Origin of the sequence: Streptomyces sp. NPDC085944, assembly GCF_040686295.1 — a bacterium.
Lineage (GTDB): Bacteria > Actinomycetota > Actinomycetes > Streptomycetales > Streptomycetaceae > Streptomyces > Streptomyces salinarius.
The window spans coordinates 456,907-483,207 of the sequence record NZ_JBFBJX010000004.1; the positions used below are offsets into that span (position 1 = coordinate 456,907).

At 71.5% G+C, this 26,301-nt stretch carries 20 protein-coding genes and 2 pseudogenes; 12 read left to right on the plus strand and 10 right to left on the minus strand.

The window, feature by feature from the left end; genetic code table 11:
* Positions 1-258: 258 nt before the first annotated feature.
* The 3 genes and pseudogenes from AB0P07_RS10685 to AB0P07_RS10695 form a co-directional block, all read right to left on the minus strand.
* Complete coding sequence (locus AB0P07_RS10685; protein WP_176152992.1) at positions 259-1,269, minus strand: LacI family DNA-binding transcriptional regulator; 1,011 nt, start codon at positions 1,267-1,269, stop codon at positions 259-261.
* A gap of 38 nt (positions 1,270-1,307) precedes the next feature.
* Positions 1,308-2,252 carry an endonuclease/exonuclease/phosphatase family protein gene (locus AB0P07_RS10690; protein ID WP_365548016.1) on the minus strand — a complete coding sequence of 315 codons (945 nt, stop codon included), beginning with the start codon at positions 2,250-2,252 and terminating at the stop codon, positions 1,308-1,310.
* 84 nt (positions 2,253-2,336) lie between these two features.
* Positions 2,337-2,516, minus strand: a pseudogene (locus AB0P07_RS10695) (hypothetical protein); the annotation flags it as partial.
* Between the two features lie 474 nt (positions 2,517-2,990).
* Here AB0P07_RS10695 and AB0P07_RS10700 point away from each other — a divergent pair.
* The 4 genes from AB0P07_RS10700 to AB0P07_RS10715 all read left to right on the plus strand — a co-directional run bounded on the left by AB0P07_RS10700 (position 2,991) and on the right by AB0P07_RS10715 (position 7,606).
* The gene (locus tag AB0P07_RS10700; RefSeq protein ID WP_365548019.1) at positions 2,991-4,715 is read left to right on the plus strand and encodes a carbohydrate-binding module family 20 domain-containing protein; all 1,725 of its coding nucleotides are present in this window, start codon (positions 2,991-2,993) and stop codon (positions 4,713-4,715) included.
* Between the two features lie 177 nt (positions 4,716-4,892).
* Positions 4,893-6,008, plus strand: a complete 1,116-nt coding sequence (locus AB0P07_RS10705; protein ID WP_365548022.1) for an NlpC/P60 family protein — start codon at positions 4,893-4,895, stop codon at positions 6,006-6,008.
* Positions 6,009-6,012: 4 nt separating this feature from the next.
* Entirely contained in the window at positions 6,013-6,948 is a 936-nt protein-coding gene (locus AB0P07_RS10710) for a hypothetical protein (protein ID WP_365548025.1), read from the plus strand.
* Between the two features lie 64 nt (positions 6,949-7,012).
* Entirely contained in the window at positions 7,013-7,606 is a 594-nt protein-coding gene (locus AB0P07_RS10715; protein WP_365548028.1) for a GNAT family N-acetyltransferase, read from the plus strand.
* A gap of 175 nt (positions 7,607-7,781) precedes the next feature.
* Here the strand turns inward: AB0P07_RS10715 and AB0P07_RS10720 are convergent, their stop codons facing one another.
* The gene (locus AB0P07_RS10720) at positions 7,782-9,299 is read right to left on the minus strand and encodes an SAV_2336 N-terminal domain-related protein (protein ID WP_365548031.1); all 1,518 of its coding nucleotides are present in this window, start codon (positions 9,297-9,299) and stop codon (positions 7,782-7,784) included.
* Complete coding sequence (locus AB0P07_RS10725; RefSeq protein WP_365548034.1) at positions 9,296-10,786, minus strand: hypothetical protein; 1,491 nt, start codon at positions 10,784-10,786, stop codon at positions 9,296-9,298. The genes AB0P07_RS10720 and AB0P07_RS10725 overlap by 4 nt, the downstream gene beginning before the upstream one ends.
* 185 nt (positions 10,787-10,971) lie before the next feature.
* Between AB0P07_RS10725 and AB0P07_RS10730 the strand changes: the two genes are divergently transcribed.
* Positions 10,972-11,391: a hypothetical protein gene (locus AB0P07_RS10730; RefSeq protein ID WP_365548037.1), complete on the plus strand. Its 420-nt coding sequence runs from the start codon at positions 10,972-10,974 to the stop codon at positions 11,389-11,391.
* A gap of 22 nt (positions 11,392-11,413) precedes the next feature.
* Here the strand turns inward: AB0P07_RS10730 and AB0P07_RS10735 are convergent, their stop codons facing one another.
* A complete protein-coding gene (locus AB0P07_RS10735; RefSeq protein ID WP_365548040.1) occupies positions 11,414-16,420 on the minus strand; it encodes a hypothetical protein in 5,007 nt (1,668 codons plus the stop codon).
* 664 nt (positions 16,421-17,084) lie between these two features.
* Here AB0P07_RS10735 and AB0P07_RS10740 point away from each other — a divergent pair.
* The 3 genes from AB0P07_RS10740 to AB0P07_RS10750 are packed head-to-tail and all read left to right on the plus strand — an operon-like array spanning position 17,085 to position 20,613.
* Positions 17,085-18,410 (plus strand): solute carrier family 23 protein, encoded by a 1,326-nt coding sequence (locus AB0P07_RS10740; RefSeq protein ID WP_365548043.1) that lies wholly within the window; start codon positions 17,085-17,087, stop codon positions 18,408-18,410.
* A complete protein-coding gene (locus AB0P07_RS10745) occupies positions 18,407-19,906 on the plus strand; it encodes an amidohydrolase family protein (protein ID WP_365548046.1) in 1,500 nt (499 codons plus the stop codon). The genes AB0P07_RS10740 and AB0P07_RS10745 overlap by 4 nt, the downstream gene beginning before the upstream one ends.
* Positions 19,903-20,613, plus strand: a complete 711-nt coding sequence (locus tag AB0P07_RS10750; RefSeq protein ID WP_365548049.1) for a sulfite exporter TauE/SafE family protein — start codon at positions 19,903-19,905, stop codon at positions 20,611-20,613. The genes AB0P07_RS10745 and AB0P07_RS10750 overlap by 4 nt, the downstream gene beginning before the upstream one ends.
* Positions 20,614-20,656: 43 nt before the next feature.
* Here the strand turns inward: AB0P07_RS10750 and AB0P07_RS10755 are convergent, their stop codons facing one another.
* Entirely contained in the window at positions 20,657-21,697 is a 1,041-nt protein-coding gene (locus AB0P07_RS10755; RefSeq protein ID WP_365548052.1) for a LacI family DNA-binding transcriptional regulator, read from the minus strand.
* Positions 21,698-21,983: 286 nt separating this feature from the next.
* Between AB0P07_RS10755 and AB0P07_RS10760 the strand changes: the two genes are divergently transcribed.
* Positions 21,984-23,507: an MFS transporter gene (locus AB0P07_RS10760; RefSeq protein WP_365548055.1), complete on the plus strand. Its 1,524-nt coding sequence runs from the start codon at positions 21,984-21,986 to the stop codon at positions 23,505-23,507.
* A gap of 127 nt (positions 23,508-23,634) precedes the next feature.
* Positions 23,635-23,766: a hypothetical protein gene (locus tag AB0P07_RS10765; protein WP_269671209.1), complete on the plus strand. Its 132-nt coding sequence runs from the start codon at positions 23,635-23,637 to the stop codon at positions 23,764-23,766.
* A 38-nt stretch (positions 23,767-23,804) separates the two neighbouring features.
* Here AB0P07_RS10765 and AB0P07_RS10770 read toward each other — a convergent pair.
* Positions 23,805-24,086: pseudogene (locus AB0P07_RS10770) on the minus strand (nitroreductase/quinone reductase family protein); the annotation flags it as partial.
* Between the two features lie 122 nt (positions 24,087-24,208).
* Between AB0P07_RS10770 and AB0P07_RS10775 the strand changes: the two are divergent.
* Together AB0P07_RS10775 and AB0P07_RS10780 are read left to right on the plus strand one after the other, a co-directional pair.
* Complete coding sequence (locus tag AB0P07_RS10775; RefSeq protein ID WP_365548058.1) at positions 24,209-24,715, plus strand: MarR family transcriptional regulator; 507 nt, start codon at positions 24,209-24,211, stop codon at positions 24,713-24,715.
* Between the two features lie 136 nt (positions 24,716-24,851).
* Positions 24,852-25,124: a DUF4190 domain-containing protein gene (locus AB0P07_RS10780; RefSeq protein ID WP_102931645.1), complete on the plus strand. Its 273-nt coding sequence runs from the start codon at positions 24,852-24,854 to the stop codon at positions 25,122-25,124.
* Between the two features lie 69 nt (positions 25,125-25,193).
* Here the strand turns inward: AB0P07_RS10780 and AB0P07_RS10785 are convergent, their stop codons facing one another.
* Both AB0P07_RS10785 and AB0P07_RS10790 read right to left on the minus strand, forming a co-directional pair.
* Positions 25,194-25,622, minus strand: coding sequence for a VOC family protein (locus tag AB0P07_RS10785; protein WP_365548061.1), 429 nt, complete (start codon positions 25,620-25,622; stop codon positions 25,194-25,196).
* A 67-nt stretch (positions 25,623-25,689) separates the two neighbouring features.
* Complete coding sequence (locus tag AB0P07_RS10790) at positions 25,690-26,121, minus strand: ATP-binding protein (RefSeq protein WP_365548064.1); 432 nt, start codon at positions 26,119-26,121, stop codon at positions 25,690-25,692.
* Between the last annotated feature and the right edge of the window lie 180 nt (positions 26,122-26,301).

Consider the following 26,301-nt stretch of genomic DNA (forward strand, 5'->3'; position numbering starts at 1 on the left):
ACATCAGGTAGACACGCGAATGTTCTCTGCCATTTACGTTGAGCGCTCGCAGAGTTGCAGAGAAATGTTGAGTCGTCTACAGGTGGAGCAGCGTGGAGTCGTCATACGACAGGGCGCGATGGGGGCACGGAAGGGCGGGCGCGCACCTGGGCATGCCTAGGATCAGCGGCTTTCACGGGCTGTGTCGGGTAGCCGCAAACCGCTGTCATTTCCCGCAAGGAACTTGCGGGTCAAAGGGATGGTGCGAGGAGAACTCTGCTAGCCGGCGGCCGGCTGTGCCGTGGAGCCGCGGACGACGAGTTCGGGTTCGAAGAGCAGCTCGCCGTGGGGGACTTCGGTGCCTTGGATTTGTGCGCAGAGGAGGTCGACGGCGGCGCGTCCCATGGCTTCGATGGGTTGGCGGACGGTGGTGAGGGGTGGTTCGGTGCAGGTCATGAAGGCGCTGTCGTCGTAGCCGACGACGGAGACGTCGTGGGGGACGTGGTGGCCGCGTCGGCGGGCGGCGCGGACGGCGCCGAGGGCGAGGGGGTCGCTGGCGCAGATGATGCCGGTGACGCCGCGGTCCAGGAGGCGGGTGGCGGCTGCCTGGCCGCCTTCCAGGGAGAACATGGCCCGCTCGACGAACTCCTCGGGCAGTTCCGCGTTCGCGGCCCGGGCGGCCTCCTGAGCGGCGGCCAGCTTCCGACGCGAGGGGATGTGGTCCGAGGGCCCGAGCACGAGCCCGATGCGCTCGTGCCCGAGGGACGTCAGGTGCCGCCAGGACTGCTCGACGGCCACCGCGTCGTCACAGGCGATGCACGGGAAGTCGAGGTTCTCGATCGACGCGTTGATCAGCACCACGGGGATGTTGCGCTCGGCGAGCAGCCGGTAGTGGTCGTGCGGGGCGTCGGCCTGCGCGAACAGCCCGCCCGCGAAGACCACCCCGGAGACCTGCTGCTGCAGCAGCAGCTCGACGTAGTCGGCCTCGGAGACGCCGCCCTTGGTCTGGGTGCACAGCACCGGGGTGAGCCCCTGCTGGGCCAGCGCGCCGCCGATGACCTCGGCGAACGCGGGGAAGATGGGGTTCTGCAGCTCGGGCAGAACCAGCCCGACCAGCCGCGCGCGCTCGCCCCGCAGCTGGGTGGGCCGCTCGTAGCCCAGCACGTCCAGCGCGCTCAGCACGGACTGCCGGGTCGCCTCGGAAACCCCCGGCTTGCCGTTGAGCACCCGGCTGACCGTGGCCTCGCTGACCCCAACCTTCTTCGCCACCTGAGCAAGTCGTCGCGTCACAGACGAAAGGCTAACGCAAACACCGCAAGCGGCTTGCTTCAGCGCCAGGTGACGCGGGCCAGCACCGGAAGGTGATCGCTGCCGGTGGCGGGCAGGGCGCGGAGGGCGCCGACGGTCCCGGCGCGGGCCATCACCTGATCGATCCGGGCCAGCGGGACGCCGGCGGGGAAGCTGAGGGCGAGGCCCCGTTCGGCGATGTTCAGCCGGGTGGTCAGGGGATCCAGTGCCCGGTCGTCAACCGTGCCGTTGAGGTCGCCCAGCAGGACCACCTTGCGCAGCCCTTCCCGAGCGAGGGCTTCGCCCAGCAGCCCGGCGCTCTCGTCCCGCCAGGAGGACGCGAGTCCGCTCGCCCCCACCCGTACCGACGGCAGGTGCGCGACGTAGACGGCGACTTCCCCGCGCGGGGTGTGCGCCACGGTCCGCAGCCCGCGCTCCCACTCCTCTTCGATGCCGCGGGGCTTGATGTCGAGCGGACGGGAGCCGGAGAGCGGATACTTCGACCAGAGCCCGACGGTGCCCCGGACCACCTGGTACGGATACGCGGGGGCGAGGGTCTTCGCGTACACCTCCAGCGCCGGCGGCACCAGTTCCTCCAGCGCGACGAGGTCGGGCTCGGCACGGGCCAGGGCGCGGGCCGTGCCGGCGGGGTCGGCGTTCTCGTCGCTGACGTTGTGCTGGACCACGACCAGGTCGTCGGCGCCGGGGTCCGGTGCGGGCAGGAGCAGCCCGCCGAAGTGGTACGTCCAGGCGGCCGCCGGCAGCAGCAGGGCCACGAGGGCGAACGCCGAGCGGCGCACCACCGCCAGGACGAGGAGCACCGCCACGACCGCGCCCAGCCACAGCAGGAAGGACTCCAGCAGACTCCCCAGCCCTCCCACACGGTTGGGCACCGCCCCGTGGAACGACAGCAGGAGGGCGGTGACCACCGCAGCCCCGGCGAGCACCCGCCCCCGCCCGCCCGTCCAGGCCGCCCAGTCGGTCATCACACCCCGTTCCCTCGTCCTCGCCGGCAGTCTCACCAGTCAGGACGAAGGAACGGCAGCGGTAGTTCCGAAAGCTTGAGACGCCTACTTCAGGTACGGACCGTCCGCTCCGATCTTCCCGGTGCCGTTCAGGACGTACACCCGCAGATTGCCCTTGCCGGGGGCGGCGACGGTGAGGCGGCCGCCGGTGACGGTCCGGGTGTCGCCGGTGACCGCGTCCCGGTAGTTCCCGTTGGGGATGCCGGTGTAGGTGGCGCCGCCCGTCGCCGTGTTGTCGGCCGTGGCTGCTGCGGGAGCGGTCGCGGGGGAGGCCGCCGGTGGTGAGGGTCACGTCACCGCGAGGACGGCGCCGGCGGCGAGGGCCGCGGCCGACGGCCGTACGGGCAACCGCATGCGGCTGCGTCTCGTGCGTCTCATGCGTGTCTCCAGGCAGGCGGGCGGCGGGGCTACGGGCGGTCGAACGCCCGGACCCTGAAAGAGTGAACGGAAAGTTGCAGAAAGCTCTTACGGCAGCCGGAAGCTACCCCTACGCGGTGGCTTCGTAAAGGGGTCACGCTTCAACTTCTCGGAGTGCGGGAAGGGTTGACCTCTGTTGAACGGCGCCCTTACGGTCACGACCGCAACCCCTTGCAGACCCCTTCTGCAACGCATTGCAAGACGGGTGTCGACTCCCCAGACACCAGACACCCATTGGCATCCTGCCCCCCGAGACACCCGCATCCTCACACGGGAGACTCCATGCACGGGAACACCAGCACAGCGCGAAGAGTGACCGCCACCGCGCTGGCCCTCACCGCCGGCGTGGCCGGCAGCCTCCTCGCCACCGCGGCGCCGGCCCAGGCGGCCCCGCCCGGGGACAAGGACGTCACCGCGGTGATGTTCGAGTGGAAGTTCACGTCCGTCGCCCAGGCGTGCACCGACACCCTCGGCCCGGCCGGCTACGGCTTCGTCCAGGTCTCACCGCCCCAGGAACACATCCAGGGCGCACAGTGGTGGACCTCGTACCAGCCGGTGAGCTACCGGATCGCGGGCCGCCTCGGTGACCGCGCCCAGTTCAAGAGCATGGTCGACACCTGCCACGCCGCCGGCGTGAAGGTCGTCGCCGACTCGGTCGTCAACCACATGTCGGCCGGCAACGGCACGGGCACCGGAGGCTCGTCGTACACCAAGTACGACTATCCGGGCCTCTACTCGCCGAACGACCTCGACAACTGCACCTCGCAGATCAGCAACTACGGCGACCGCTACAACGTCCAGGAGTGCGAGCTGGTCGGCCTCGCGGACCTGGACACCGGCGAGGACTACGTACGGGGGAAGATCGCCGGTTACCTCAACGACCTGCTCTCCCTCGGCGTCGACGGTTTCCGCATCGACGCGGCCAAGCACATGGCCGCCGCCGACCTCGCCGACATCAAGTCCCGGCTCACCAACCCGAACGTCTACTGGAAGCACGAGGCGATCTACGGCGCCGGCGAGGCCGTGTCCCCGGCCGAGTACCTGGGCAGCGGCGACGTGCAGGAGTTCCGGTACGCGCGCGACCTCAAGCGCGTCTTCACCGACGAGAACCTCGCCTACCTGAAGAACTTCGGCGAGGCATGGGGTTACATGCCCTCGGACAAGGCAGCCGTCTTCGTCACCAACCACGACACCGAGCGCAACGGCGAGACCCTCACCTACAAGGACGGCGCCGCCTACACCCTGGCGCACGTGTTCATGCTGGCCTGGCCGTACGGCAGCCCCGACGTCCACTCCGGCTACGAGTTCACCGACCACGACGCGGGCCCGCCCGGCGGCGGCCAGGTGAACGCCTGTTACAGCGACGGCTGGAAGTGCCAGCACGCCTGGCGCGAGATCTCCTCCATGGTCGGTTTCCGCAACTCCGCCCGCGGCCAGGCCGTGACCGACTGGTGGGACAACGGCGGCGACCAGATCGCCTTCGGGCGTGGTTCGAAGGCGTACGTCGCCATCAACCACGAGGGCGCCGCGTTGACCCGTACGTTCCAGACATCGCTGCCCGCAGGGGACTACTGCGACGTCCAGTCGGGCAAGGGTGTCACGGTCGACGGGGCAGGACGGTTCACCGCGACCCTGGGCGCCGACACGGCCGTCGCCCTGCACGTGGGTGCCCGTACCTGTGCCGGCGGAACCGATCCCGGCGACCCCGACCCGGTCGCCTCCGGCGTGTCCTTCGCGGTCAACGCCACCACCAGCTGGGGCCAGAACATCTACGTCACCGGCAACCGGCCGGAGCTGGGCAACTGGAACCCGGCCGGCGCGCTCCCGCTCGACCCGGCCGCCTACCCGGTGTGGAAGCGGGACGTGGAGCTCCCCGAGGGCACGTCCTTCGAGTACAAGTACCTCCGCAAGGACGAGGCGGGCAACGTCACCTGGGAGGGCGGCGCCAACCGCACCGCGACGGTGAACTCCACGAAGATCAGTCTCGACGACACCTGGCACAACTGAGTACCGCGCGCTGAACAGTTGCGTGTGAGCAAGCTGACACGCCCGGGGAGACCGGGGTGGGCCGTTCGGGGGAAGGTAGTGTGTTCAAGGCTCGAACGGCCCACCGCGTGACCTGCGGTGGCGAGCGCGACGGCGGCCGTTTGGGCCGCCCGCACGCGACCTCTGAGAGTGGAGCTCATGAACGTGTCGACCGGCGGCAGACGGTTACGGAGCCGGGGCGCCACGGCGGCCCTCGTCTGCGCGATCGTCCTGTCGCCCGGCCCCGGTTACGCGGCCCCGGGCGACCCCGACCCGAACACCGGCCGGTCGATCGAGGACATCCGCGACGAACTGGACGGCCTCTACCGTGAGGCGGAAGTGGCCACCGAGGCGTACAACGCCGCCAACGAGAAGGCCACCGAACAGGAGAAACGGCTGACCACCCTCCGCAAGGACCTGACCCGTGCCGAGAAGCGGGTGAAGGACCTGCACGCCCTCGCCGGCGCGGCCGCGCGCACCCAGTACCGCGGCGGCGATCTCGCCGCCACCGGTATCCAGTTGCTGCTCGGCGACCACCCGGAGTCGGCCCTCGACGAGGCGTCCCAGGCCCGCCAGGCCATGCGCGGACTGGTCAACGTCTCCGAGACCCAGAAGACCGCCCGTCAGGAGCTGGGCGAGCAGACCGAGGCCGCCACGAAGGAGCTGCGCAAGCTGAAGAGCAGCCGCGCGGACAAGGCGGCGGCGAAGCAGAAGATCGAGAAGAAGATCGCCACGGCCGAGCGGATCGAGGCGGGGCTCGAAGAGGAACAGACCCGCAGACTGGCCCAGTTGGAGAAGGAGCGGGCCAAAGAGGCCGAGGCCAGGTGGACGGAATCGGGCGGCTCCTCCGGCGGCTCGGCGGGCAAGGGCAAGGGCAAGGGCAGGGGCAAGGCCCAAGGGCCCGGCGGCGGGACCCAGGTGAGCGGGGCGGCCGGCAAGGCCGTGGACTTCGCGATGGCGCAGATCGGCAAACCGTACGTGTGGGGCGCCGTGGGCCCGTCCTCGTACGACTGCTCCGGACTCACCTCGGCGGCATGGGCGGCGGCCGGGCACCCCATTCCGCGCACCTCACAGGCTCAGTGGGGCGGCCTGACCCGCGTCAGTCTGTCCTCGGCCCGCCCCGGGGACCTGATCATCTACTACAACGACGCCACCCACGTGGGCATGTACATCGGAGGTGGACAGATCGTCCACGCACCGCGGCCCGGCCGTTCGATCACCACCGCGCCGGCCGCCTCCATGCCCGTCCTCGGCGTCGTACGACCCGGAATCTGAGCGGATGACCCACTTGCCAACCCCCCGTGACGAGGGGAACCTGCCCGCGCTCGGCGCCGCGCCGCTGATCCGCCTCGACGCCTACGTGGCCGAGGACGGGTCGACGGTGGTCAACGGTCACCTGCTGGAGATGGGCGGTATGCGGCCGCCCAACGAGGCGATCCTCGACGCCGTCGCCATGTTCGCCCGCACCCTGGGGGCACCGGTCGCGGCCACCGTGATCGACCGCACCGTGCAGCAGGTGGCGCGGCTGCGGGTGCACCCCGACGGGTCGAGCCGGACCATCGCCGACGAGGACGACCTGCCGCCCGGGCAGGAGCGCACCGCCGCGGAGGAGGCCGCCTTCCCTCCGCTCGCCCGCGTGGAGCGCATCATCCAGCACGCGCAGCGCGAGGAGCTGCACGCCGCCTTCGTCCTCGCCAGCGCGCTGCGGGAGCACCTCACGCTGCGCCGGGGTGCCGAGGACGAACTGTCCCTGGAGGCCCGGGCGATCGAGGCCTATCTCGCGTACAAGCGCGGCGACCACATGCTCTCCACCGTCCTCGCGCTGACCGTCGCCCGTATCCGCTGCCGCACGGACCTGGACCGGGCCGCCCCCGACGTGGCCCGCGCCACCGCGGCCTGGCAACGGCTGTGGGACGAGGGGCAGGTGGCCACCCGCGGGCAGGAACTCCTGCACATGTGGGAGCGGCTGTCCGCGGCCGGCCTGCTGCGGGAACCGGCCCACCGGGCCATGGCCCAGGCCGTGCGGAGTCGGCTCGCCCAAGGCGGCCGCTCCGTACCACCGCCCGCGTCCGCGCCCGCGGCCCTGCCCGCGGTTCCCGGCGCGGCGCAGTCCCCGGCCCCGGTGGCCCCCGAGGACAAGCCCCTCAAGCCCACCCGCCGCGGCCTGCGACGCTTCACCCGGCGGGCCGGCCGGTCACCGGGGGCATCGCCGTGACACCGCGGCGCGTACCTGTGCGGGCCCCCTTCAAGTGGCCGGTCGGGTAGGCCAAGATGCTGGCATGACAGAGGGAACTCTTTCCAGGCTTCCACGAGAGAACATCGACCTGCCGGACGGTTCCGTACTGCGACGGCGTTCCCTGGTGTCCGACGACGCGTTCATCGACGCGGTCGCCGCCGACGTCGAGCACCTGGGGGAGTGGCTTCGCTGGGCCCAGCACCCGCCCACCCGCGAGGAGACGGAGGGGGCCCGCGCCGAACAGGACGCGGACTGGGACGCGGGCCGGTCCTTCGTCTACGTGCTGACCCCGCCGGACCGTCGCGACCGAGTGATCGGCGGGGGCGCGATGTTCCCGAACGGCGAGGCCGGTGTTCTGGAGATCGGCTACTGGGTGTGTTCCCCGGCCACCGGTCGCGGGCTCGCCACCCGGGCCGCGGCCGCGCTGACCGAGGAGGGACTGGGGCTCCCCGGCGTCAGAGCCATGGAGATCCACTGCGACCAGGCCAATGTCCGCAGCGCCGGCATCCCGCCCCGGATCGGCTACCGCCTGCTCCGGGTCGAACCGGACGAGCCGCAGACCGCGGCCGAGGCAGGGCAGAGCATGGTCTGGCGCCGCGACGGCGCCGGACCACGCCCCCTGGTTCAGGCGCCCTGACTGTTGCTGTCGCCGGTGGTTTCCTTCTTGTCCAGCGGACGGATCTCGATCTTCTGCGCCATGGAGCGTCCTTCCGTTGAAGGCGGTGTGACCGCGCTGCGTGGTGGTGCTCTGGTGCTCGTGAGGCGTGGTGCTGGACGTGCTCATGCCAGAGTTCGGGCCGAGGGCGCACTTGTCAACGACCGGTGGGCGGCTGGTCCCGGGTCCCGCCCCGTTTGAAGCGATCGATCGTCTCTCCCAGGCGGTGAACGGTGTCGGCCCGGGCGTGCGGGACGCGCGCGTGGAAGATGTCCCGCTCCACCTCCAGGAAATGGAGGTTCTCGTAGGTCACGTCCACGGAGTCCGGTGGCGTGAGCTGTCGAATGCGTACCGCGAGACCTTCGACCTCCGGGACGGCCGGCGACAGGTATCTGTCGATCAGCTGCGCCACCTCGTAGCAGTCCCGCCTGCCGTCCCGCTGCCGGGACAGCAGTTGCATCCGCACTCCCGGCAGGAAGTCGAAGACGATGCGGTGGTACGGGGTGCTGCGGGGGTCGTTGGTGTCCACGACCTGGAGCAGGCCGCTGCTGAGGATCTCGGCGAGATGCTCCGGGCCGGTCCGGGGCATCAGGTGGTAGGCGATGAGCTGCATGATGTGCCGGTTCAGCGGAGCGGCCGCCAGCAGCACGGTCAGCTCGCAGGTGTCGCCGAGCGCCTTCCCGAGGAACTCGACGACACGCTGTTCCGCCGTCGGCTCGGCGCACGCCTCCTGCCGGGGCGCCGGCACCCGGGGCTGGGGCACCCCGGCGGCGTGCGCCGGCTCCACCCCGTCCGGGACTTCCGCCGCGTCGCCGTCCGGGGTGACCACTATGGCCTGCTGGCTCACCCACTTGCTGGAGTTGAGCAGCCGGCACCACTGTTCGATCCAGCGCTTGCTGAGCTCCAGGACGGGGATGACGACGCTGTTCGGGGGCACGGGCTCCGCCGGCACCAGCGCGTCGAGGGCGGCGTCGTCCGGGGTCTGCACCTCGAACGTGGTGTTCGGCCCGCCGAGTTCGGGGGATCTGAGGTTCAGGGGCCGGGTGGCCAGGGCGGAGCGGCTCCAGTGCGGGTGCGGCGCGACGTGGAGGACGGCCAGGGGATGGACCGCCGCCCAGTCGGCGAGCCGGCTCTTCAGCGGTTCCCCTTCCCAGGCCGGCCCCACCGCGTCGGTGATGACGAGGATGATCTTCTTCCGTGTCTCGTCCCCGAGGCCGGCCCGCCCCACCTCCGTCGCGTCGAAGACCGGGCGCGTCGGATCGAATCCCTGACTGTGGAGGCTGATGACCGGGATATGCGCGAAGTGGGCCAGTTTGTAGGCACTTTCGACGAAGGCCTTGATGCTGTCGTACCACGCCGCCATGGAGGCGCCGGTGTCGATGATGAGCACCAGGTCCCACGCCGGTGGCCTCGCGCGGGGATAGGGACTCGCGCCGGGCAGGTTGGGAAGCGTGGGGGTGTTCGCCTGGGCCGTCGGATCGAGTGTCTCCAGGGCCCGCAGCGCACTGGCCGCCGCCGGCACGGCCGGTACCGGAGCCGGGCGTGGCCAGTCGTCCGGGGGCTCGGAGAAGAGATCGGGCGCCGGAAAGGGACGCGGGCGCAGGGAGGAGAACTGGCGTCGGTTGTCCTGTGGCGTGCTGGTGATGAGCCAGTTGCCGTCCGGATGAGTGTTCACAGCACCCTGGCCTCGCTGGGGGCGACCAGACTGTGCAGGGTGGGCAGGGTGTGCGTCGGATCGTCCCAGAGCAGCGTGATGTCGGCGACGGCGTCGTCGGCGGAGGTCGAACGCCGGTGGTCCGCGCGCAGCGCGCTGATGCGGTCCGGCAACTCCTGCAGCGGGCCCGCGCCGATCAGCCGGAGGGCGGCGCTCTGGAAGGCGGCCGAACAGTCCAGCCGGTGCCACAGGATGGCCGGGGCCCCGCTGCGCAGGGCGTCGAGGAACTGCAGGCGTCCCTCCTTGTCACTGGGCGGGCTCTTGAGGATGACGGGGTCCTGGGTCTTCCGTGGCGTGGTGGGCTCCCGGTGCGACTCTGCGTCGTGCGGGGCGGAGACGGCCGTGCCCCCGTCCGGGGACTCCGCTTCCTCCGAAGCGTGCATGAGGCTGTCCCACCTCGCGCGCCACGCCGACTGGATCGTGGGGATCTGCAGCCGGTCCAGGCTCCGGACGAGCACCGTGCGGGCGGGGTGGGCCGGCTGGGTGGCGTCCGCGCACCAGTCCCAGACGGGCTCGTTGATCAGCGGCAGCGGAAGCCAGAACTCCACGCACATGTCGTCCAGGACGGCCTCGCTGGTCTCCTGCACCCACTGCCGCAGGCGCTGCGCGACGGTGGGCCTCAGCTCGGTGTGGCTGACGGCCTGGGTGTCCTCGTCCCGCAGCGCCGGTTTGGCACGGGCCCCCTCGCGGTGCCACATGCGCAGGGTGTAGGTGTCCTTCTGCAGCCCGTCGGGCAGCAGCACGAACATGACCCGGGCCGGTGACCGCTCGGGCAGGACGAAGTCGGCGGCCGCGGTGCGGCATGCCCGGAGTTCCTCGGTCACTCCCCAGTCCTCGGCCTTCCGCCCCGCCCAGGCGTGTAAGGCGCTCTCCTGAGCCGGTCTGGCCGCGGCCAGGTGCTCCAGGTAGGCCAGGAGGGGAGGCAGGCCGGTGGGCAGCATGTTGCGGCGCAGCAGGTGCAGGGTGGTGGGCCAGGTGCCGGTGCAGTGCGCCGGCAGGTCGGCCGCGAGGAAGGGCAGGCACGCCTGGGCGGCCGAGGTGGCCTGGTGGGCCGGTACCTGGTCGAGAAGCCCCCTCAGCTCGTCCAGTTCGGCGTCCGACAGCAGTGTCCTGGCCGTCAGCCAGTCCGCGACGGTACGCAGGGGGAGGGCGAGGCCGGGATCGCGGGTGACGTGATCGAGGGCGTCGGCCAGGGCTTCGGCGTCGTCCGCCTGCTCACCGCAGGCCGCGACCAGCTCTCCGATCCGGTCCGCCGGTGGTGCGCCGTCGCCGGGGGTCGGCGGGAAGGGGCCGCCCTGCCGGGCCAGGCGCGCGGTCAGGGAGCGCCATCCGGACTCGCTGTTCAACAGCGGATTGGAAGCGAGACCCTGGGCCAGGGCGCGCTGAAGGTCGGCGACCGTCCGGCTCGACGAGCCGGTCGTGGGCGCTGTTGCTGCGGAATCCGTCATGGCTGGTCACTCCTGCGATGCCGGTTTGGCGAGGGGTTGGCGTGTGGGTCGACCGGTGCGGGGGTGCCGTGCCCGCCCATGGTCCGGCATGGCGAGGGGGCTCGGCTAGAGCGCGAAGGGGTGAGTTTGGCGTTCTGGGACGAACTGCCGTGCGCGGGCTGCCGTATTGCGACAATCAGTGCCCTATGGATGCGAGTGCGTGGGCGGCCTGGGCCGCGGCGGTGACGAGTCTGGCGACGCTGGTCGTCACGACGGTCGTCGGCGGACGACGGGAACGGCACCGGTGGGCGCGCGACGCGCTGACGGACGCCTTCGTGGCCTTCCTCGAGGCGAGCTGGCGGCATTCCGACACGGCCGCAGGGACGGCGGGTGCGGACGCCTGCGCCGAGCCGTTGCTCGCCGAGTACAGGGAGATGCGCAGTCAGCTCACGCGGCTGCGGCTGCTGGCCGCCGACGGAGTGGTGGACGCGGGGGAGTCGCTGTTGCGCCGGCAGCGCCAGGTGCACGACGTGCCCGCGGGGCCGGAGCGCGACGAGGCGCTGGCGGCCGCGTCCCGGGCCCGGCGGGCGGTGATCGACGCCGCCAAGAAGGAGATGGGCCTGTGAGACGGACGACACCGCACGGAACCTACCGGACATAGCGCCCCATTCGTGTCTCCGCGCTGTCGCGGATGTGGACGAGCGCCGCTCGGGTGGGGGACGGGATCCCGCTCTGCCGCAAGCGCTCGCTGATCGAGCGCGCGACGCTGACGAGCGGGTCCTTCTCCTCGGAAGGGGGCGTCCACGGTCCCGGCACCCAGTGCATGACGATGTTCCAGGCGGCATGGTGCATCACCGGATCGTCGGCCTCCAGGCCTTCGAGGATCTCCGTCCAGTCGCCGAGGAAGCCCATGCCGACCAGACGGGCCCGCCGCAGGCTCGGATGCGCCTCGTCCGGAGCGAGGATCATGCTGTTGAGCTCCTTGTACGCGGTGGAGACGAGCCGCCCGGCCGTGGGGTGCTCCTCGGCCGCCAGGAGGCTCAGATAGCCGATCGCGGCGACGGCGTGGGCGGCCGGGACGACGGTCTGGACGCCGTGCAGCGGGTGGGAGTGCACGACGGTGGTGGTCCGGTTGCCGGGGTGGTCCGCCGCAGCGCGGACGAAGCTCAGTGCCTGGTGAAGTCCCGTGCTGGCGGCCAGTATCACGAACCGGTGCGCGTCCAGACTGCCGGGGTCGTCCGGTTGCAGCCGCTCGAGGCGCGAGCGCTGTTCCTCGCTCAGGGGCACCGGGTCGAAGGGCGGCGCGTCGAGCAGCACGTCGGTGGTGCCCAGCAACTTGAGCATTTCGCTGTCGTCGAGACGGGGAGCCTGGGCGAAGAGGTCGATCTCGGAGCGGTCGGGGACGCTCTCGCGCCACGCCGGGGCCCACGGCCAGTACATGCTCGGAGCGCGGCCCGGGCGACGGGTGGCCTCGTCGAGAAGCAGGGCCGCTCGGGGCCGGGCCTCCAGGTCGTGGCTGCTGACCGCGCGGACGAGCGCCGACAAGGGTTCGAGATACCCCTCGTCGAGCCGGTCCGTGTAGGCGCGCACGATGTCATCTACGGCAGGCATCTCGTGACCGTTCAGCGTGTGCACGAAGGCGGCGAGTGCCAGCAGCCGGGTGGGCGAGGCGTCGGCGGCGAGTTGCTGCACGCGGGTGACGGGCAGGGTCCGGCCGCGATGGAGAAGCATGTGGCAGGCCAGCACCATCGTGGTGTCGTCGTCCCGGTCGAGCAGCGCGTCCCAGTCGACCTCCTCGCCGTCGCGCAGCAGCCGTGCCGGACCGGTGTCGTCACAGTGCTCCGCCGCCGTGGTCAGCAGCGGGTGCCAGGTGATGTCGTCGGCCAGGCCGGTCCGGAAGCGGTATTCCAGCAGGGTGGACAGATCGCCGTTGCCGGCCAGGACGGTCAGGATGTCCCGCTGTTCGAGATGGAGCTGATGGACGGTCGTGGCATCGGCGGTCCGCGACAGCTCCGTGAGCGTTTCGGGAAGCCTGCGCCGGCACGCCTCGGTGTAGGTCCGGCGCACGGCACCGCTGGGCCGGACGTTCAACTGGGCCAGTGCCTGCCAGGCCTGCCGGATGACCGGCCACGGCGCGTCGGCCCGGACGCGGTCCCACAAGTAGCCGACGAGTTCGTGCAGCCGGGTCGTGGCGATCGACCGTACGGCCCGTACGGTCAGGTCCTGGTCGACGTCGTCCGGCTGTGCGTCCAGCAGGTGGCTCACGATCTCCGTGAGCGCCTTCCGGGCGCCCGGCACGAACCACTGGTGCATCATCACGAGGCCGTCCAGCGCTTCGGCCGCCGCCGGCGCCGCCGCGTCCATGGCGGTCGTCCGCAGCGCCCGGAGCGCGTCCGGGGTGCCGTACTTCGCAAAGCCGTACGCCGCCTGCCGCCAGGCCGGCTGACCGCTGTCCCCGGCCTCCAGCTGCGCGGTGAGTGTACGCAGGAGCCGGTCCCGCAGCCTTCCGAACCGGCCGGGAGGGGCGGCCTGCAGCAACCACGCCCCGTACACGAGGTTGGCGTCCAGCGCGGTCCGCAGGATGTGCTCGACCATGTCCTGCGGCGTCTGCGGATTGGCCACCAGCAGCTGGGCGGCCTCCCGCCAGTGGAACTGCAGGATGCGATCGGCGACCTTCTCGGAGTCCTCCTCCTGGGCGAAAGTGGCCGCGAAGTAGGCGTGGATGACCGGGTTGTCGAAAGCCACCCACCTGCCCGACGGGTCGGTGACGACGGCCGTGCTGCGCAGCAGCGCCTCAAGGGAGTCCCTGGCGTTGAAGGGCCGTAACCGCTCCAGGGACTTCACCGCGTCCTCGTACCGGATGGCCGCCCCGAACGCGTCCATGTCGCCGGCCAGATGGGCCAGGAGCTTCATGCGACGTTCGACTTCCCTGTCGTCGACGCCGGCGATCAGACCCCGGGTGTACTCCTCCACCAGCTTGCCCGGGTTGGTGGTGCTGACGGCCTCTTCCTCGAGGTATCGGTCGACCAGGATGCGCAGGAACAGCGGCTTGGCGGCGAGGTCGCGCAGACTGCCCGCCTCCGGGTCGTCGAACACCGCCTGCTGGAGACTGCTGACGCGGGTCCGCCACGTCACCTGGTCCCGCCGGCGGATCCGGTCCTCGATGTACTCGCGCGCCTGTGGGGCCCTGACCCTGTGCAGCACCACCGCCGGCCACCCCAGAGCGCTGGGCTGGTAGTCACCGCCACGCTGACAGACCGTCATGCGCAGGGCGGGGAAGGCGGCAACGAGGTCGCGGATCCAGCCCAGTACGAAGGGCTTCTCCTTGGCGTCGACCTTGTGCAGCTCGTCGACGACCGCGTACACGCCGCCCAGCCGCAGCACCGTCGTGATCACGGACTCGTCGACGTCGCCCAGCTCGGCACACTCGCACAGGAGTTGCTCGACGGCGGGCTTCGCCACTCCGGGCACCGCCTCGGCGGCGTCCTCGGCAGCGGTCCGCCACGTGCGCAGATACTCGCTGATGCGCAGCGCGTTCAGCTCGAGTGGCCAGCACAGGGGTGGATGGGAGTCCAGGTGGTACTGGGGTTCGATCCCGCCCCTGATGACTCGCGCCTGCAACTCCCTGACGGTCGCGCTCTTTCCCGCCCCGCAGTCGCCGACGAGCACGGAGCGCTCGTGCGACCACAGGAGTTCCGTGGCGGGCCGGGGATCCATGGCGAGCGCCCCGTCGCCCTGTTGGACGAAAGGTTCGCCCGGGCGCAGGACGCGACCGGTCAACGCGATGAACGGGACCGGATTCCCGCAGTGTTCACGCTGCTTGTCGAGGGTCTCCGACAGCGGGCCGCGGAAAAGGGCGCGCAACAGGGCGCCGTCGAGGTCCAGTTCCTCGAGTCCGGCCGTCCACGCCGCCTGCCGGGCGCCGATGAGCAGGTCGACGGCGCCGGGACGGTGCGCCTGACCGGAATCGAGCAGCGCGCGCATGAGGGTGGCCGCCTGGTCGGTCTCCCACGACGAGAACAGGCCGACCGGCTCCCCCCGCAGGGCCTCCGCCGCCACGCCGGCCGTCGCCGCGCACACCGCCACCCGGAACGGGCTCTGTTCTTCCTCCGGGAACTTCAACGGCCGTAACGCCGCCAGGGTCAGGTACTCGAAGAGGTGCCGCTGTGCCTCCTCGGGCGAGCAGTGCCGTCTCTCCAGGAGCAGAGCCGCGCGTCTGATCTCCCACACGAGGGCCAGACACCGCCCGAGAGGCCCCGGACCGGTGTCGACCAGCGCGGCGAGGATCTTGTCCAGGCACTCGTCGTCGACGAAGACGAACAACTTGCTCATCACGGCCAGTTGCCGCTGCAGGACGAGCAGCTCGCGCCAGGCGAGGCCGGAGTCCTCCAACTCCCGCAGCAGGCACACCTCGAGCCATGCGTAGTCGGTCAGCGTCAGACCGTCCGGCTCGGCGTCGGCGAAGTCGATCAGATAGGTGCGGTCGCCCCGGAGAAGGACGTTGCGCGGATTGAGGTCGCCGTGCACGGTGCCGGTGACGCGAGCGTCTCGCGTGCGGTGCAGGATCGCGTACAGCTCACGCAGCGGATGGGCGACGCGGACGCCGTCGCAGGCCAGCTCCTGCGCGGTCTCCTCGACGTGCCCGAACGACGAGAGCTTGGTCTTGAGCAGCTGGGACCGGAGCTCGGCACGCGTGTGCAGGACGTTCGCACTCACGCGGAGCGGGGAGCTGCCCTTGAGCTCCACGCGGAGGTCCTTGTCGCGAGCGCTGCCCTGGGCCACGGCTTCCACGCGGGCCCCGTCGATGCGGCCGGAGAGCCTCTCCCGGTCCAGGGCCGGCTCCTCCAGCAGGAGCGTCACCCGGCGGCCGGAGCAGATCGTGCGCTTGTCGCCGGGGGGAGAGGAGGAGCTGAGGAGTACGTCCTCCTCGCCACAGCGTTCGGCCTCGACCTCCTCGCGGCTGGGAGCGGTGATTCCCAGGTCGAGATCGACCCCTTGGCCGTCCTGGGGTTTGATCCGTTCGAAATACAGGTGCAGATCCGTTCCCAGCGTGCCGTTCAGGTGACCCAGGGAAAGACTGCTTTTCCGTGCGGCGCGGTGGAACTGGTCGGCCAGGTCGGTGAGCGTATGACGCAACGACTCGCACGCCGATTCGGTGAATGCCTCGTCGGCGACGCCCTGCGCCACCACCTCTTCCAGCGACCGGGTGTCGCCGCGCGTGCCGTGCCGGTCCTCCACATGCTGGTAGACGACCGCCTGAAGACCGGAGGCGTTGGGGTTCGCGGGGTCGGCGTCCAGGACGCCCCTGCTGGCGGCGACGATGTCCAGATGCATGGGGAAGCGGCGTGGCTGCGCCACCGGTGCCGCGGCCCGGTACTCCTTGACGGCATGGTCGCGGTCGGAGAGTTTGGCGACTTGGAGGAGGGTGTCCCCGTCCTCCAGCAGCAGGCGGATCTCGAGGACCGCGGAGCCGCTGCGCCCTCCGGCGAGCCGGCGCAGCACCCGCACTTCCCTGAGGCCGTCCGGCCAGTGTCCGTCCTGTGACGCACCGGTGCTGAGGGGGATGTTCCGCAGGGCACCGCGGATCTCCCGCTGGACCGACGTTTCGAAATCGGAAGGCCGCTCGAATTCGACGGTCCAACTCTCTTTGCGCACACTTTCCCCCTGACCGACCGATGGGACGGACCACTTGTCGGCTGCATCACGTGCGGGGAGTGTAGCGGTTCGGTGCATATGCTCACCCGATCCGTCGGAAACTCCGCCCTTCGAGTTCAACGCTTTGCCGGTGTAAAGGAAAAGGGCGTCCCCGACGGGGAGAAGGCGGGCGCGGGGCCGGTGCGCGGCCCGCCGTCGTCGCCGAACCCCCTCGGCCCCTCACTGGGCGCGGGGGTGGGCGGGGGACGGGGGCCCGCGAGCGCCGCATCCCGACCTTGACGTGACGCGGGAGGCTCCGCATACTGACGGCCAAATCGATTTGGCCAAATCGATTTGGCTCTCCGTCCAGGGCCGGATCGCGGCTGAGAATCCGAACGTGCCCGTATGCCCGAACGGAGCCCGAAACGTGTCCAGTCCCCGTCAGAACCGTCCCCCGGCAGGCCCGGTGCCGACCTCCGGCCCCGCCCCTCGGAGCCCCCAGCCGCACGCCGTGCGGACCGCCCGCCCGGACGGGCACCCCCGCGCCGGGGGCGACAGCCCGAACGACCCCCGGCCTCCGTCCGACCCGTCCCCGTCCCCCTCCGGCGCCGGCCCCCTGACCCCGTCCGGCGCCGGCGCCTCGACCCCGGCCGGGGAGGCCGGCAGCCGGGGCGGGGTGCACCCCGTGGACGAGGCGCGTCCACTCGGCCGGATCCTGCTCTTCGGCATCCAGCACGTCCTCGTCATGGCCGCGACCCCCATCTCGGCGATCTTCCTCATGAGCGCCACCCTCGGGCTCGGCGCCGGTCTCACCGTGGACCTGCTCTCGGCGGCCTTCGTGCTCTCCGGCGTCGGATCCCTCGTCCAGTCGCTCGGCGTCTGGAAGTTCGGTCCCCGGCTCCCGTTCGTGATGCTGCCGGGCGGAGCCCCGCTCATCCTCTTCCTCGCCATCGCCGAACAGCACGGCCTGCGCACCGCCACCGGGGCGGTGATCCTCACGGCGGTGTTCACCTTCGTCGTCCTGCCCCTCTTCTCCCGCCTCCTCGCGTACTTCCCCGCCCTCGTCATCGGCACGATGATCGTCATCGTCGGCGTCAACCTGGTGAAGGTCGGTGCCGTGCTGGTCACCGGCCAACCGGGCTCGCCCGGCTTCGCCGACCCCGGCAACCTCGGCCTCGGCATGGCCACGATCGCGTTCACCGTCGCCTTCTACCTGTTCTTCACCGGCGTCCTGCGCCAACTGGCCGTCATGCTGGGCCTGCTGGCCGGAGCCGTCCTCGCGGCAGCGACCGGCGCGATCGACGGGGCCGGCGCCGACGCCGTGGGCGGCGGCCTGGTGAACCTGCCGCAGCTGATGCCCTTCGGCGCACCCGAGTTCAACCTCGTCGCCGCGCTGCCCCTGATGCTCTACACGCTGGCCTCCATGGCCGAGGCCACGGGCCAGACCGTCATCAACGCCGAGGCCGTCGGCAAGCGGATCGACACCCGCACCGATGTTCCCAGAACCGTCCGCGGCGACGCGCTCACCTCGCTCTTCGGCGGCTTCTTCGGCCTGCCGCTCATGGTCACCAGCGGCGAGAACATCGGCATCGTCCGCGTCACCGGCGTACGCAGCCGCTTCGTCACCGCCGCGGCCGGCGTCGTGCTCATCGCCATCGGTGTCCTCGCCCCCGTCACCCGCGCGATCAGCGTGATCCCCACCCCGGTCGTCGGCGGCACCGCCATGGTCGTCTTCGGCGTCATCACCGTCCTCGGCGTCCAGATGCTCGGCCGGTCCGACCTCGACAAGCACACCAGTACGTTCGTCTGCGCCGTCGCCCTCGCCCTCGGGCTGCTGCCCATCCTCGTGCCCGGCGTGTACGGGGGCTTCCCGCCGAACCTCCGCATCCTGCTCGAAAGCGGCGTGGCCGTCGGCACGTTCACGGCCGTCGTCCTCAACATCCTGTTCCACCACGTCAGGCCCGGCGTCGTCGCCCGCCTGACCTCACCGCGCACGGAAAGCGACCGATGAACCGACCCGACCGAGACGCCCTCGCCCACCCCGGCCCGCTCCTGCTCGTACCGGGCTCGGTGCTGCTGCCCGAAGGCCCCGTCGACGGCTGGGCGGTCGTGGTCGACGACGGCCGCTTCACCGCCGTGGGACCGGCGGACGAGCTGACCCGCACCCATCCGCACCTGAACGCCGTCCGAGCCCCCGGCCACCTGCTGATGCCCGGCTTCGTCGACACCCACCACCATCTCACCCAGAGCTTCGGCGCCGCGCTCGCCTTCGGGGAGCCGTCCGAGATCTTCCGCCGCGTCTGGGTCCCGCTGGAGGGCGCGCTGGACGAGGAGTCGGCCTACACCGCGGCCAAGCTGGCGGCGCTCGAGGCACTGCGCGGCGGCTTCACCACCGTCGCCGACGCCGGCACCCGCGCCGATGTCGACGTGGACGTGGTCGCCTCGGCCGCGCGGGACGCCGGCATACGCTGCGCGCTCGGGCTGATCTGCAACGACGCGGACGGCACGGCCGGCGCGGAGGGCACCGGCGGCGCCTCGGCCCCGGCCGTCCCGGAGAACGCGGAGAAGCACCTCGCCCGCTACACCGGCGACCCCCTCGTACACCCCTCGCTGGCCGTGTCGATCCCCGAGGCGGCCACCGAAACCACCTTGCGTGCGACGGCCCGGCTGGCCGCGGAAGCCGGCGCCGTCGTCCAGATCCACGTCAACGAACACCTCGCCGCGGTGGAACGCTCCCTGGTACGGCACGGACTGCGCCCCCTCGAACACCTGCACACCGTCGGCGCGCTCGGCCCTCAGCTGCTCGCCGCGCACGCCACGCTCCTCACCCCGCGCGAGCTGACCCTGCTCGCCGACACGGGGACCGCCATCAGCTACAACCCCGTCGCCAGTGCCTGGAAGGGCAACGCGGTCGCACCCGCCACGGCCCTGGCCGAGCGCGGCGTGCGCTTCGGTATCGGAACCGACGGCACCCGCGGCGACGGCTTCCGGCTCGCGGACGCCGCCGAGTTCGCCCAGCGACTCGCGTACGGCCTGGCGACCGGCGACTCGTCGTGCGGCGCCGGCTGGACCTGGCTGGAGCGCGCCACCCACGGGGGAGCGGACGCCCTCGGCCTCGGCGCCCTCACCGGCACCGTGGAACGGGGCAAGGCGGCGGACTTCCTCCTCGTCGACGTCGACACCCCGGAACTGGCCCTGACCTGGGACCTGCCGTGGGAACTCGTCCGGCGCGGCAACCGGGACCAGATCACCGCCGTCTTCGTGGGCGGGCAGCTGCGGATGTGGCAGGGCCGGCCGGCCGGCTGGGACGGGGCCGCGCTGGTGAGCCGGGCGGCCGAACTGGCCCGCGCCGCCGTCGCGGGGGCCGACGTCACCCGGGTCCACCCCACGTCGACGGCGGCGCGGGCGCTCAGCGGAGCCCAGAGGGTTCCGAGGGCTGAGAGGGTCGAGAGGGCTCAGAGAGTCCGGAAGGCTCAGGAAGCCCAGAAGGGAAGTGCACGGCGTTGAGTGCGCAGATGCTGGCGGTTCTCGCCGTGGCGGTGGTCGTCGCCGCGTTCGTGCAGGGCAGCAGCGGACTCGGCTTCGCCCTGATCGTCGCGCCCGTCGCCGGGTTCATCGACCCCGGTCTGGTCCCGGTGTTCGTCCTGGCGTCGATGGTCCCGCTCAACCTGTACGTCGCCTGGCGTGAACGGACCTCGCTCGACCTGCGCGGCGCCGGCTGGATCACCGGGGCGAGACTCGCCGCCACGCCGGCCGGGCTGGCGCTGCTCTGGCTGATCCCGGAACACAGCCTCGGCCTCTTCGTGGGCGTAGCCACCGTACTCGCCGCCGTCGTCAGCCTGGCGGCGCCCACGTTCGCGCCGGGGCGGGCGGCGTACGTCGGCGCGGGCGCGGTCACCGGACTGACGGAAACCGCGACCGGGGTGGGCGGCCCGCCGCTCGCGCTGGTCTACCAGCACCGGCCGCCCGCCGAACTGCGCTCGACGGTCGCCGCCTGCTTCCTCGTCGGCGAGGTCGCCTCCCTGCTCCTGCTCTTCGCGACGGGGAAGGCCGCGCCCACCGAACTGGGCCAGGCGGCCCTGCTCCTCCCGGCGATCGCCCTCGGCGCCTGGCTCAGCCGCCTGGTGCACCACCGCCTGGACGCCCGCAGGATGCGTCTGTTCGTCCTGGTCTTCGCACTGGTGTCGGGGGTGGTGCTGATGCTGGGCGGCTGAGGTCGGGCAGGGGCCCGTCCCGGTGTCGGAACCCCACCCCGCCTCAGGCCCCGGCCCCCCGGGTCGACGATGCGCGGGCGATCACCCGTGGCGGTGGGGGTGCCGTCGTCGTCGCGGGGACCGTGTCCCCGCGGAGTCGGGCCAGGAGCAGTTCCACCGCGTCGGACGCGGCACGGTCCAGATGCAGGTCGACGGCCGTCAGAGGTGGCTCACAGGTGCGGGCGCGCAGGCCGTCGTAGCGGGTGACGACCATGACGTCCTCCGGCACGGCCCGCCCGCTGTCCCGGATCGCCCGCACCGCACCCACCGCGAACGCGTCGACGAGCGCGCAGACGGCGTCGGTCTCCGGGTGCTCGGCGAGCAGGGCCGCGCAGGCGTCGTAGCCGGCCTGCTCGCCGCCCGACTCCACGACGCGCGCCACGACCGGCTCCCAGCCGTAGCGATCGGTGGCCCGCCGGTAGGCGGCGAACGCGTCGACGGACGAGTGCCGGGAACCGGAGCCCACGATCAACGCGGGCCGCCGCGCCCCCTGTGCGCGCAGATGATCGAGGAGCAGCTCCGCCACCAGGCCGCCGCGCAGATCGACGTAGGGGGCGTCCTCGTCCGGCGAGACGGGCCGGCCGAGCGCGACGTACGGCAGCCCCCGCTCGCGCAGCTGCGCGGCCGCCGCGTCGTCCACCTCCGGCTCGACCACGATGGCTCCGTCGATGTCCACGGAGTACAGCGCGGAACCCGACTGCACGGGTGGTACGAGCACGAGGGCGTAGTCGTGCAGCAGGGCGCGCTCGGCGGCGGCCGCCGCGACCTCCATGTAGAACCCGAGCCGGGAGGGCCCGCCCGCCACCGCGAACGGCATGGACGAGGCCAGCGCGATGGCCTTCGCCTGCCCCCGCCGCAGACGCTGGGCGCGCAGGTTGGGACGGTAGCCCAGCTCCGCCGCGGCCTGCCGGACACGCTCCCGGGTCCGGGGATCGACCTTGCCCAGTCCGTTCAGGGCGTGCGACACGGTCGTGCGCGAGACACCGGCGAGGCGCGCGACGTCGGCGATCGTCGGCGGCCTCGGACCGGGTGCGGAAGTGGCCATCTGCGCGAAAACTCCTCGCTGACGTGGACGGTGGACGTGACCATCTTCGCCGACGCCCCGCCGGACGGGGATCAGGGCTGCCGTGACCGCCGCCGGCACGGACGCGCTCTTCCTTTTGCGGTCGGCGGTGCGGGCGGGCAGGCTTTTGGCCACTCGGCACGGACCGACCACGGCCCATCCGGTGGTGGCCGTCCCGTGGGGTGCCGCACTTTCACGAGGAGGTCCGAGGAGGTTTGTTCATCCTGCCGACGGCCACTGCCGCCGCGACCGTCGCGGCCACCGCGCAATGAGGCCGTCCCGGCGCGTCCGGATCCTGGCCGAGCGGGGAGCGCGGGCCCTCGGCGGGCCCGCCCGGGCCCGGGTCGTGCTGACCCTGGCCGGCGCCCTGGCCGTGGACGGCGCGGACAAGGGCGCCGTGTCGGCCATGGCACCTCAGCTCGCGCGCGCGTTCGATCTCGGTTACGTCCAGATCGGACTGCTGGCCTCCGTCACCGCCCTGTCCGGCGCGGCGCTCACCGTCCCCGTCGGTCTCCTCGTCGACCGCACCTGCCGTACGCGGATGCTCGCCATCAGCCTGGCGCTGTGGTCGGTGGCGATGCTCATGGCGGGGGCGAGTACGTCCTACCTGTGGCTGCTGACCTCCCGCGCGGCCCTGGGGGCCGTCTCGGCCACCGCCGGCCCGACCGTCGCCTCCTTGGTGGGGGACTACTTCCCCGCCGGGGACCGGGCCCGCATGTACGGGCTCGTCCTCGCCGGCGAACTCGCCGGCACGGGCCTCGGCTTCGCCCTGTCCGGTCTGATCGGTTCCTTCCTCACCTGGCGTTTCGCCTTCTGGTGGCTGGTCGTACCCGGCACCGCTCTGGTCTGGTTCATCCACCGCCTCGCGGAGCCCGCGCGGGGCGGCCGGTTCCGCCCCGAGCATGGACGGGGCCGCGGCACCGACGAACGGGACGAGGCCGAAGCCGACGAGCGGGGCCGGCACCACGACACCCCCCGGCCGGCGGACGCCCACCGGTCTGACGGCGGTCCGACCGCGCAGGCGGCACGGCGCGCACGCCTCGATCCGCACGAAGACCTCGTCCTCGACTCCGACCCGCGCAAGCGGTCCACGTGGTGGTCGATCCGCTACATCCTGCGGGTACGCACCAACCTGGTGCTGATCCTGGCGTCCGCCCTCGGCTACTTCTACTTCACGGGGCTGCGCTCCTTCGCCACCCTCTACACCACCCGCCACTTCGGTGTGACCACCTCCGTGGCGACCTCCCTGGTACTCGTCGCGGGCATCGGCGCTCTCGCCGGGGTCCTGTCCGGCGGGCGGATCGCCGACCGACTGCTGCGCGACGGGCGGGTCAATGCCCGCACCCTGGTTCCCACGGTGTGCATGCTGACGGTGCCCGTCTTCGTCGCTCCGGCCGTCTACGCCACTTCCCTCGCCGTGGCGGTGCCCCTGCTGGTCACCGGCGCGCTGCTGCTGAACGCGGTCAATCCGCCCCTGGACGCCGCCCGGCTCGACATCCTCCCGCCGTACCTGTGGGGCACCGGTGAAGGAGTGCGTACCATGCTGCGCACCCTGTGCGAGGCCGCCGCGCCCACCCTGTTCGGCTACGTGTCGGCCCAGGTGTTCGACGGCCGGGGCGGCGACGACGGCGGGACCGGTCTGCAGTACACGCTGCTCTTCTTCCTCCTCGCCCTGGTGGCCGCAGGTCTGCTCGGCCTGGTGGCGATGCGCACCTACCCGCGCGACGTGGCCACGGCGCAGGCGTCCACCCAGCGGATCGCCACGTCCCTGCGAGAGCGGCACGGACGTTGAGGACCGCCGACGACACGCGGTCCCGGCGTGAGGGAACGCCGGCGGAGGGCACCCGCAGTCGTGGAATCCGAGGTTTCCGCTGGCGGAGCCAGGAGCCCCACAGCGGGTCCAGAAGGAGACGGTCCTGATGAACGTCGCATACGAAAAGATCCAGTACGTGGCGGCCGGTGCGGAGGAACTCTTCCCGTGGTTCGCCATCATGTTCGGGATTCTGCTGGTGGTCCTCGTGGTCGGGCTGCTGAAGACCAGGCATCGCTGATCGCGACGGCCCCGCCTCCGGCCCGGTGCGGCCGGTTCGACCGTCTTCGGCTGGGCACGTAGGTTGCGGTACCAGTCTGAGCGCGGGCCGAAGCCGGAGGCGACGGTCCAGCAGCGGTACGGCGCTTCGTCTGCCACGACTTCGAGAACCACCCCGCGGTCGCGTCCGCTGACCCGGCCCACGTGGTGCAGGAGCAGGAACCGTCTGCCGAGCAGCGGTCCCAGGCCGGCCCGGAACAGGAGGACGGGTGCGCGAGCGACCAGCCGGCGCCAGCCGGTGGGAACGCGAGGTCGGACGGAGTCCGTCTCATCGCGTGTCATGCTCGCCCTTCCCAGGTCGGGCGGTTCACTCCCCGCCTGGACGGGGAGTGAACTCGTCGGCCATCACTTCGGCAGGCAAAATTTTGTACAGTCCAAATGAACGATCCCGGTAGAAAAGACCCATGGTGGAGCGCGAGTCCCGCGAGGGGACCATGGAGGACGTCGATGCCGTCACGCGGGAGGTGCTGACCGCCTCCCGGGTGCTGGTGGCGGTCTCCGCCCGTTCCCTGTCAGCCGTCGAGGACCGGGTCACACTGCCGCAGTTCCGGATGCTGGTGGTCCTGTCCAGCCGGGGCGCCACCAAACTCGTCGCCCTCGCCGGCCTCCTCCACGTCGCCCCCTCGACGGCCATGCGCATGGTCGACCGGTTGATCACAGCCGGCCTTGCGGACCGACAGGTCAACCCGGACAACCGCCGGGAGACCCTGCTGCGCCTCACGGCGGAAGGGCGTCGCACGGTCGAGGAGGTCACCGCCCGGCGGCGTACGGAGATCGCCGCCATCGTCGAACGTCTGAGGCCGGAGCAGCGACGGGTGCTGATCGACGCCCTGGCCGCCTTCAACGAGGCGGGAGCGGAGCCCTCCGCCCCGCGCACCGACAGCGAGCCGTTCCCTCTCGGCTGGGAGTGACGCACTCAGGCCGAGGGACCGAAATCGCCGCGAGGGCAACGGATGTGACGAACCATAGGCGTAATTCGAGCTCCGGGGGCAACTCGGAGGTAACCGAAGGAGAAAACAACTGAACTACGAACAATCGGGAGAAAGCATGGCGACCTACAGCAGAACGGGAACCCGGAAGGGCGGCAGGACCAGCGGTCTGGCGATCGCCGGACTGGTCTGCGGCATCGTCGGACTCTTCATCCTGCCGATCGTCCTCGGTCCGCTCGCGATCGTCTTCGGTGCCGTGGCGCTGCGGCAGACGGGATCCACGATGGCCAAGTGGGCGCTCGGCCTGGGAGTGGCCGACATCCTGCTCATGATCGTGATGTTCGCCGTGGCCGCCAACAACGGAGGCAGCTTCTCCTGGCACATCGGCTGACGCCGCGCGCTGTGCCGTTCACCCGGTGCCCGCACCTCTGGTCGTAGGAGGTGCGGGCACGGCAGTGTCTCAGTCGAGGCAGAACTCGTTGCCCTCGATGTCCAGCATCGGAATGCACGCGTCGTTGCCGTCGTACAGCGTTCGCACGTGCACCGCTCCGAGCGGCGTCAGTCGCGCGCACTCGGTCTCGAGTGCGGCCAGACGCTCCTCGCCCACGAGCCCGGTGGCCACGCGTACATCGAGGTGCACGCGGTTCTTGGCGGCCTTCCCTTCGGGGACGCGCTGGAAGTACAGGCGTGGGCCTTCGCCGGTGGGGTCCTCGCAGGCGAACCAGGCATCGCGCCGCTCGGGCGGCTGCGCACTCCTGTAGTCGTCCCAGCTGCCGAAACCCTCCGGGGGCGGCGGTACGACGTACCCCAGCACCTCGCACCAGAAACGGCCGAGGCGCTCGGGTTCCGCGCAGTCGAAGGTGACTTGGAACTTTCTGATCGCCGACACCGGCGCACCCTACCAAGGGGGCGACGGGGCTCCGCGGCCGATTTCCGCAGCGCCACGCAAGTGACGACTAAGCCCGACGGCCGCCGGGACCAGACGCGTCGGGCGGACGGAAGCAGGCGGTGACGGTCTTGCCGTAGGGGCAGGGGCGCGCTTCCCAGCTGTCGGCGAGGGCGTCGACCAGGAGGATGCCTCGCCCGCCGAGGCGTTCGGTGCTCGGCGGGCGAGGGGCGGGCAGGTGGCTCGATGCGTCGTGGACCGCCACGTGCAGGCAACGTGTGTCCCACGTCAACACCAGCTGGGCGTTGCTGTGGGCGTGGACGTGGGCGTTGGTGACCAGTTCCGAAACGGTCAGGAGTACCGCGTCGACCGTCTGCGGAGCGGTTTCCGTCCAGCCGAGCACCTTCAGACGCTCGCGGGACCAGTCCCTCGCCGCCTTCACGTCGCAGCTCACCGGAAGGGACCGCGCCCAACCCACTGCCCTGACCGATGATTCGTCCACCTGCGCGCACCTTCCGTGATCCCGGGTCGAGCCCCGCTGCCGTCGCGTGTACCCCGTGTCGAGGCGTCGACGCGAGGCACCGGGGACGGGGGAGGGCATGAACGCTCTCGAACAGGGCAGTCGGAGCTTCGCCGCCCTCGCCCTGCGCGACGGGATGCTCAGCGAGTGCTGAGGCAAGGA

What these genes read in the sequence shown, in the direction of transcription:
- AB0P07_RS10745 (WP_365548046.1), top strand. Translation starts at nt 18,407, where the DNA reads ATGAACCGACCCGACCGAGACGCCCTCGCCCACCCCGGCCCGCTCCTG.
- AB0P07_RS10700 (WP_365548019.1), top strand. Translation starts at nt 2,991, where the DNA reads ATGCACGGGAACACCAGCACAGCGCGAAGAGTGACCGCCACCGCGCTG.
- AB0P07_RS10730 (WP_365548037.1), top strand. Translation starts at nt 10,972, where the DNA reads ATGGATGCGAGTGCGTGGGCGGCCTGGGCCGCGGCGGTGACGAGTCTG.
- AB0P07_RS10755 (WP_365548052.1), bottom strand. Translation starts at nt 21,697, where the DNA reads ATGGCCACTTCCGCACCCGGTCCGAGGCCGCCGACGATCGCCGACGTC.
- AB0P07_RS10760 (WP_365548055.1), top strand. Translation starts at nt 21,984, where the DNA reads ATGAGGCCGTCCCGGCGCGTCCGGATCCTGGCCGAGCGGGGAGCGCGG.
- AB0P07_RS10780 (WP_102931645.1), top strand. Translation starts at nt 24,852, where the DNA reads ATGGCGACCTACAGCAGAACGGGAACCCGGAAGGGCGGCAGGACCAGC.
- AB0P07_RS10690 (WP_365548016.1), bottom strand. Translation starts at nt 2,252, where the DNA reads ATGACCGACTGGGCGGCCTGGACGGGCGGGCGGGGGCGGGTGCTCGCC.
- AB0P07_RS10715 (WP_365548028.1), top strand. Translation starts at nt 7,013, where the DNA reads ATGACAGAGGGAACTCTTTCCAGGCTTCCACGAGAGAACATCGACCTG.
- AB0P07_RS10725 (WP_365548034.1), bottom strand. Translation starts at nt 10,786, where the DNA reads ATGACGGATTCCGCAGCAACAGCGCCCACGACCGGCTCGTCGAGCCGG.
- AB0P07_RS10710 (WP_365548025.1), top strand. Translation starts at nt 6,013, where the DNA reads ATGACCCACTTGCCAACCCCCCGTGACGAGGGGAACCTGCCCGCGCTC.
- AB0P07_RS10705 (WP_365548022.1), top strand. Translation starts at nt 4,893, where the DNA reads ATGAACGTGTCGACCGGCGGCAGACGGTTACGGAGCCGGGGCGCCACG.
- AB0P07_RS10765 (WP_269671209.1), top strand. Translation starts at nt 23,635, where the DNA reads ATGAACGTCGCATACGAAAAGATCCAGTACGTGGCGGCCGGTGCGGAG.
- AB0P07_RS10775 (WP_365548058.1), top strand. Translation starts at nt 24,209, where the DNA reads ATGGTGGAGCGCGAGTCCCGCGAGGGGACCATGGAGGACGTCGATGCC.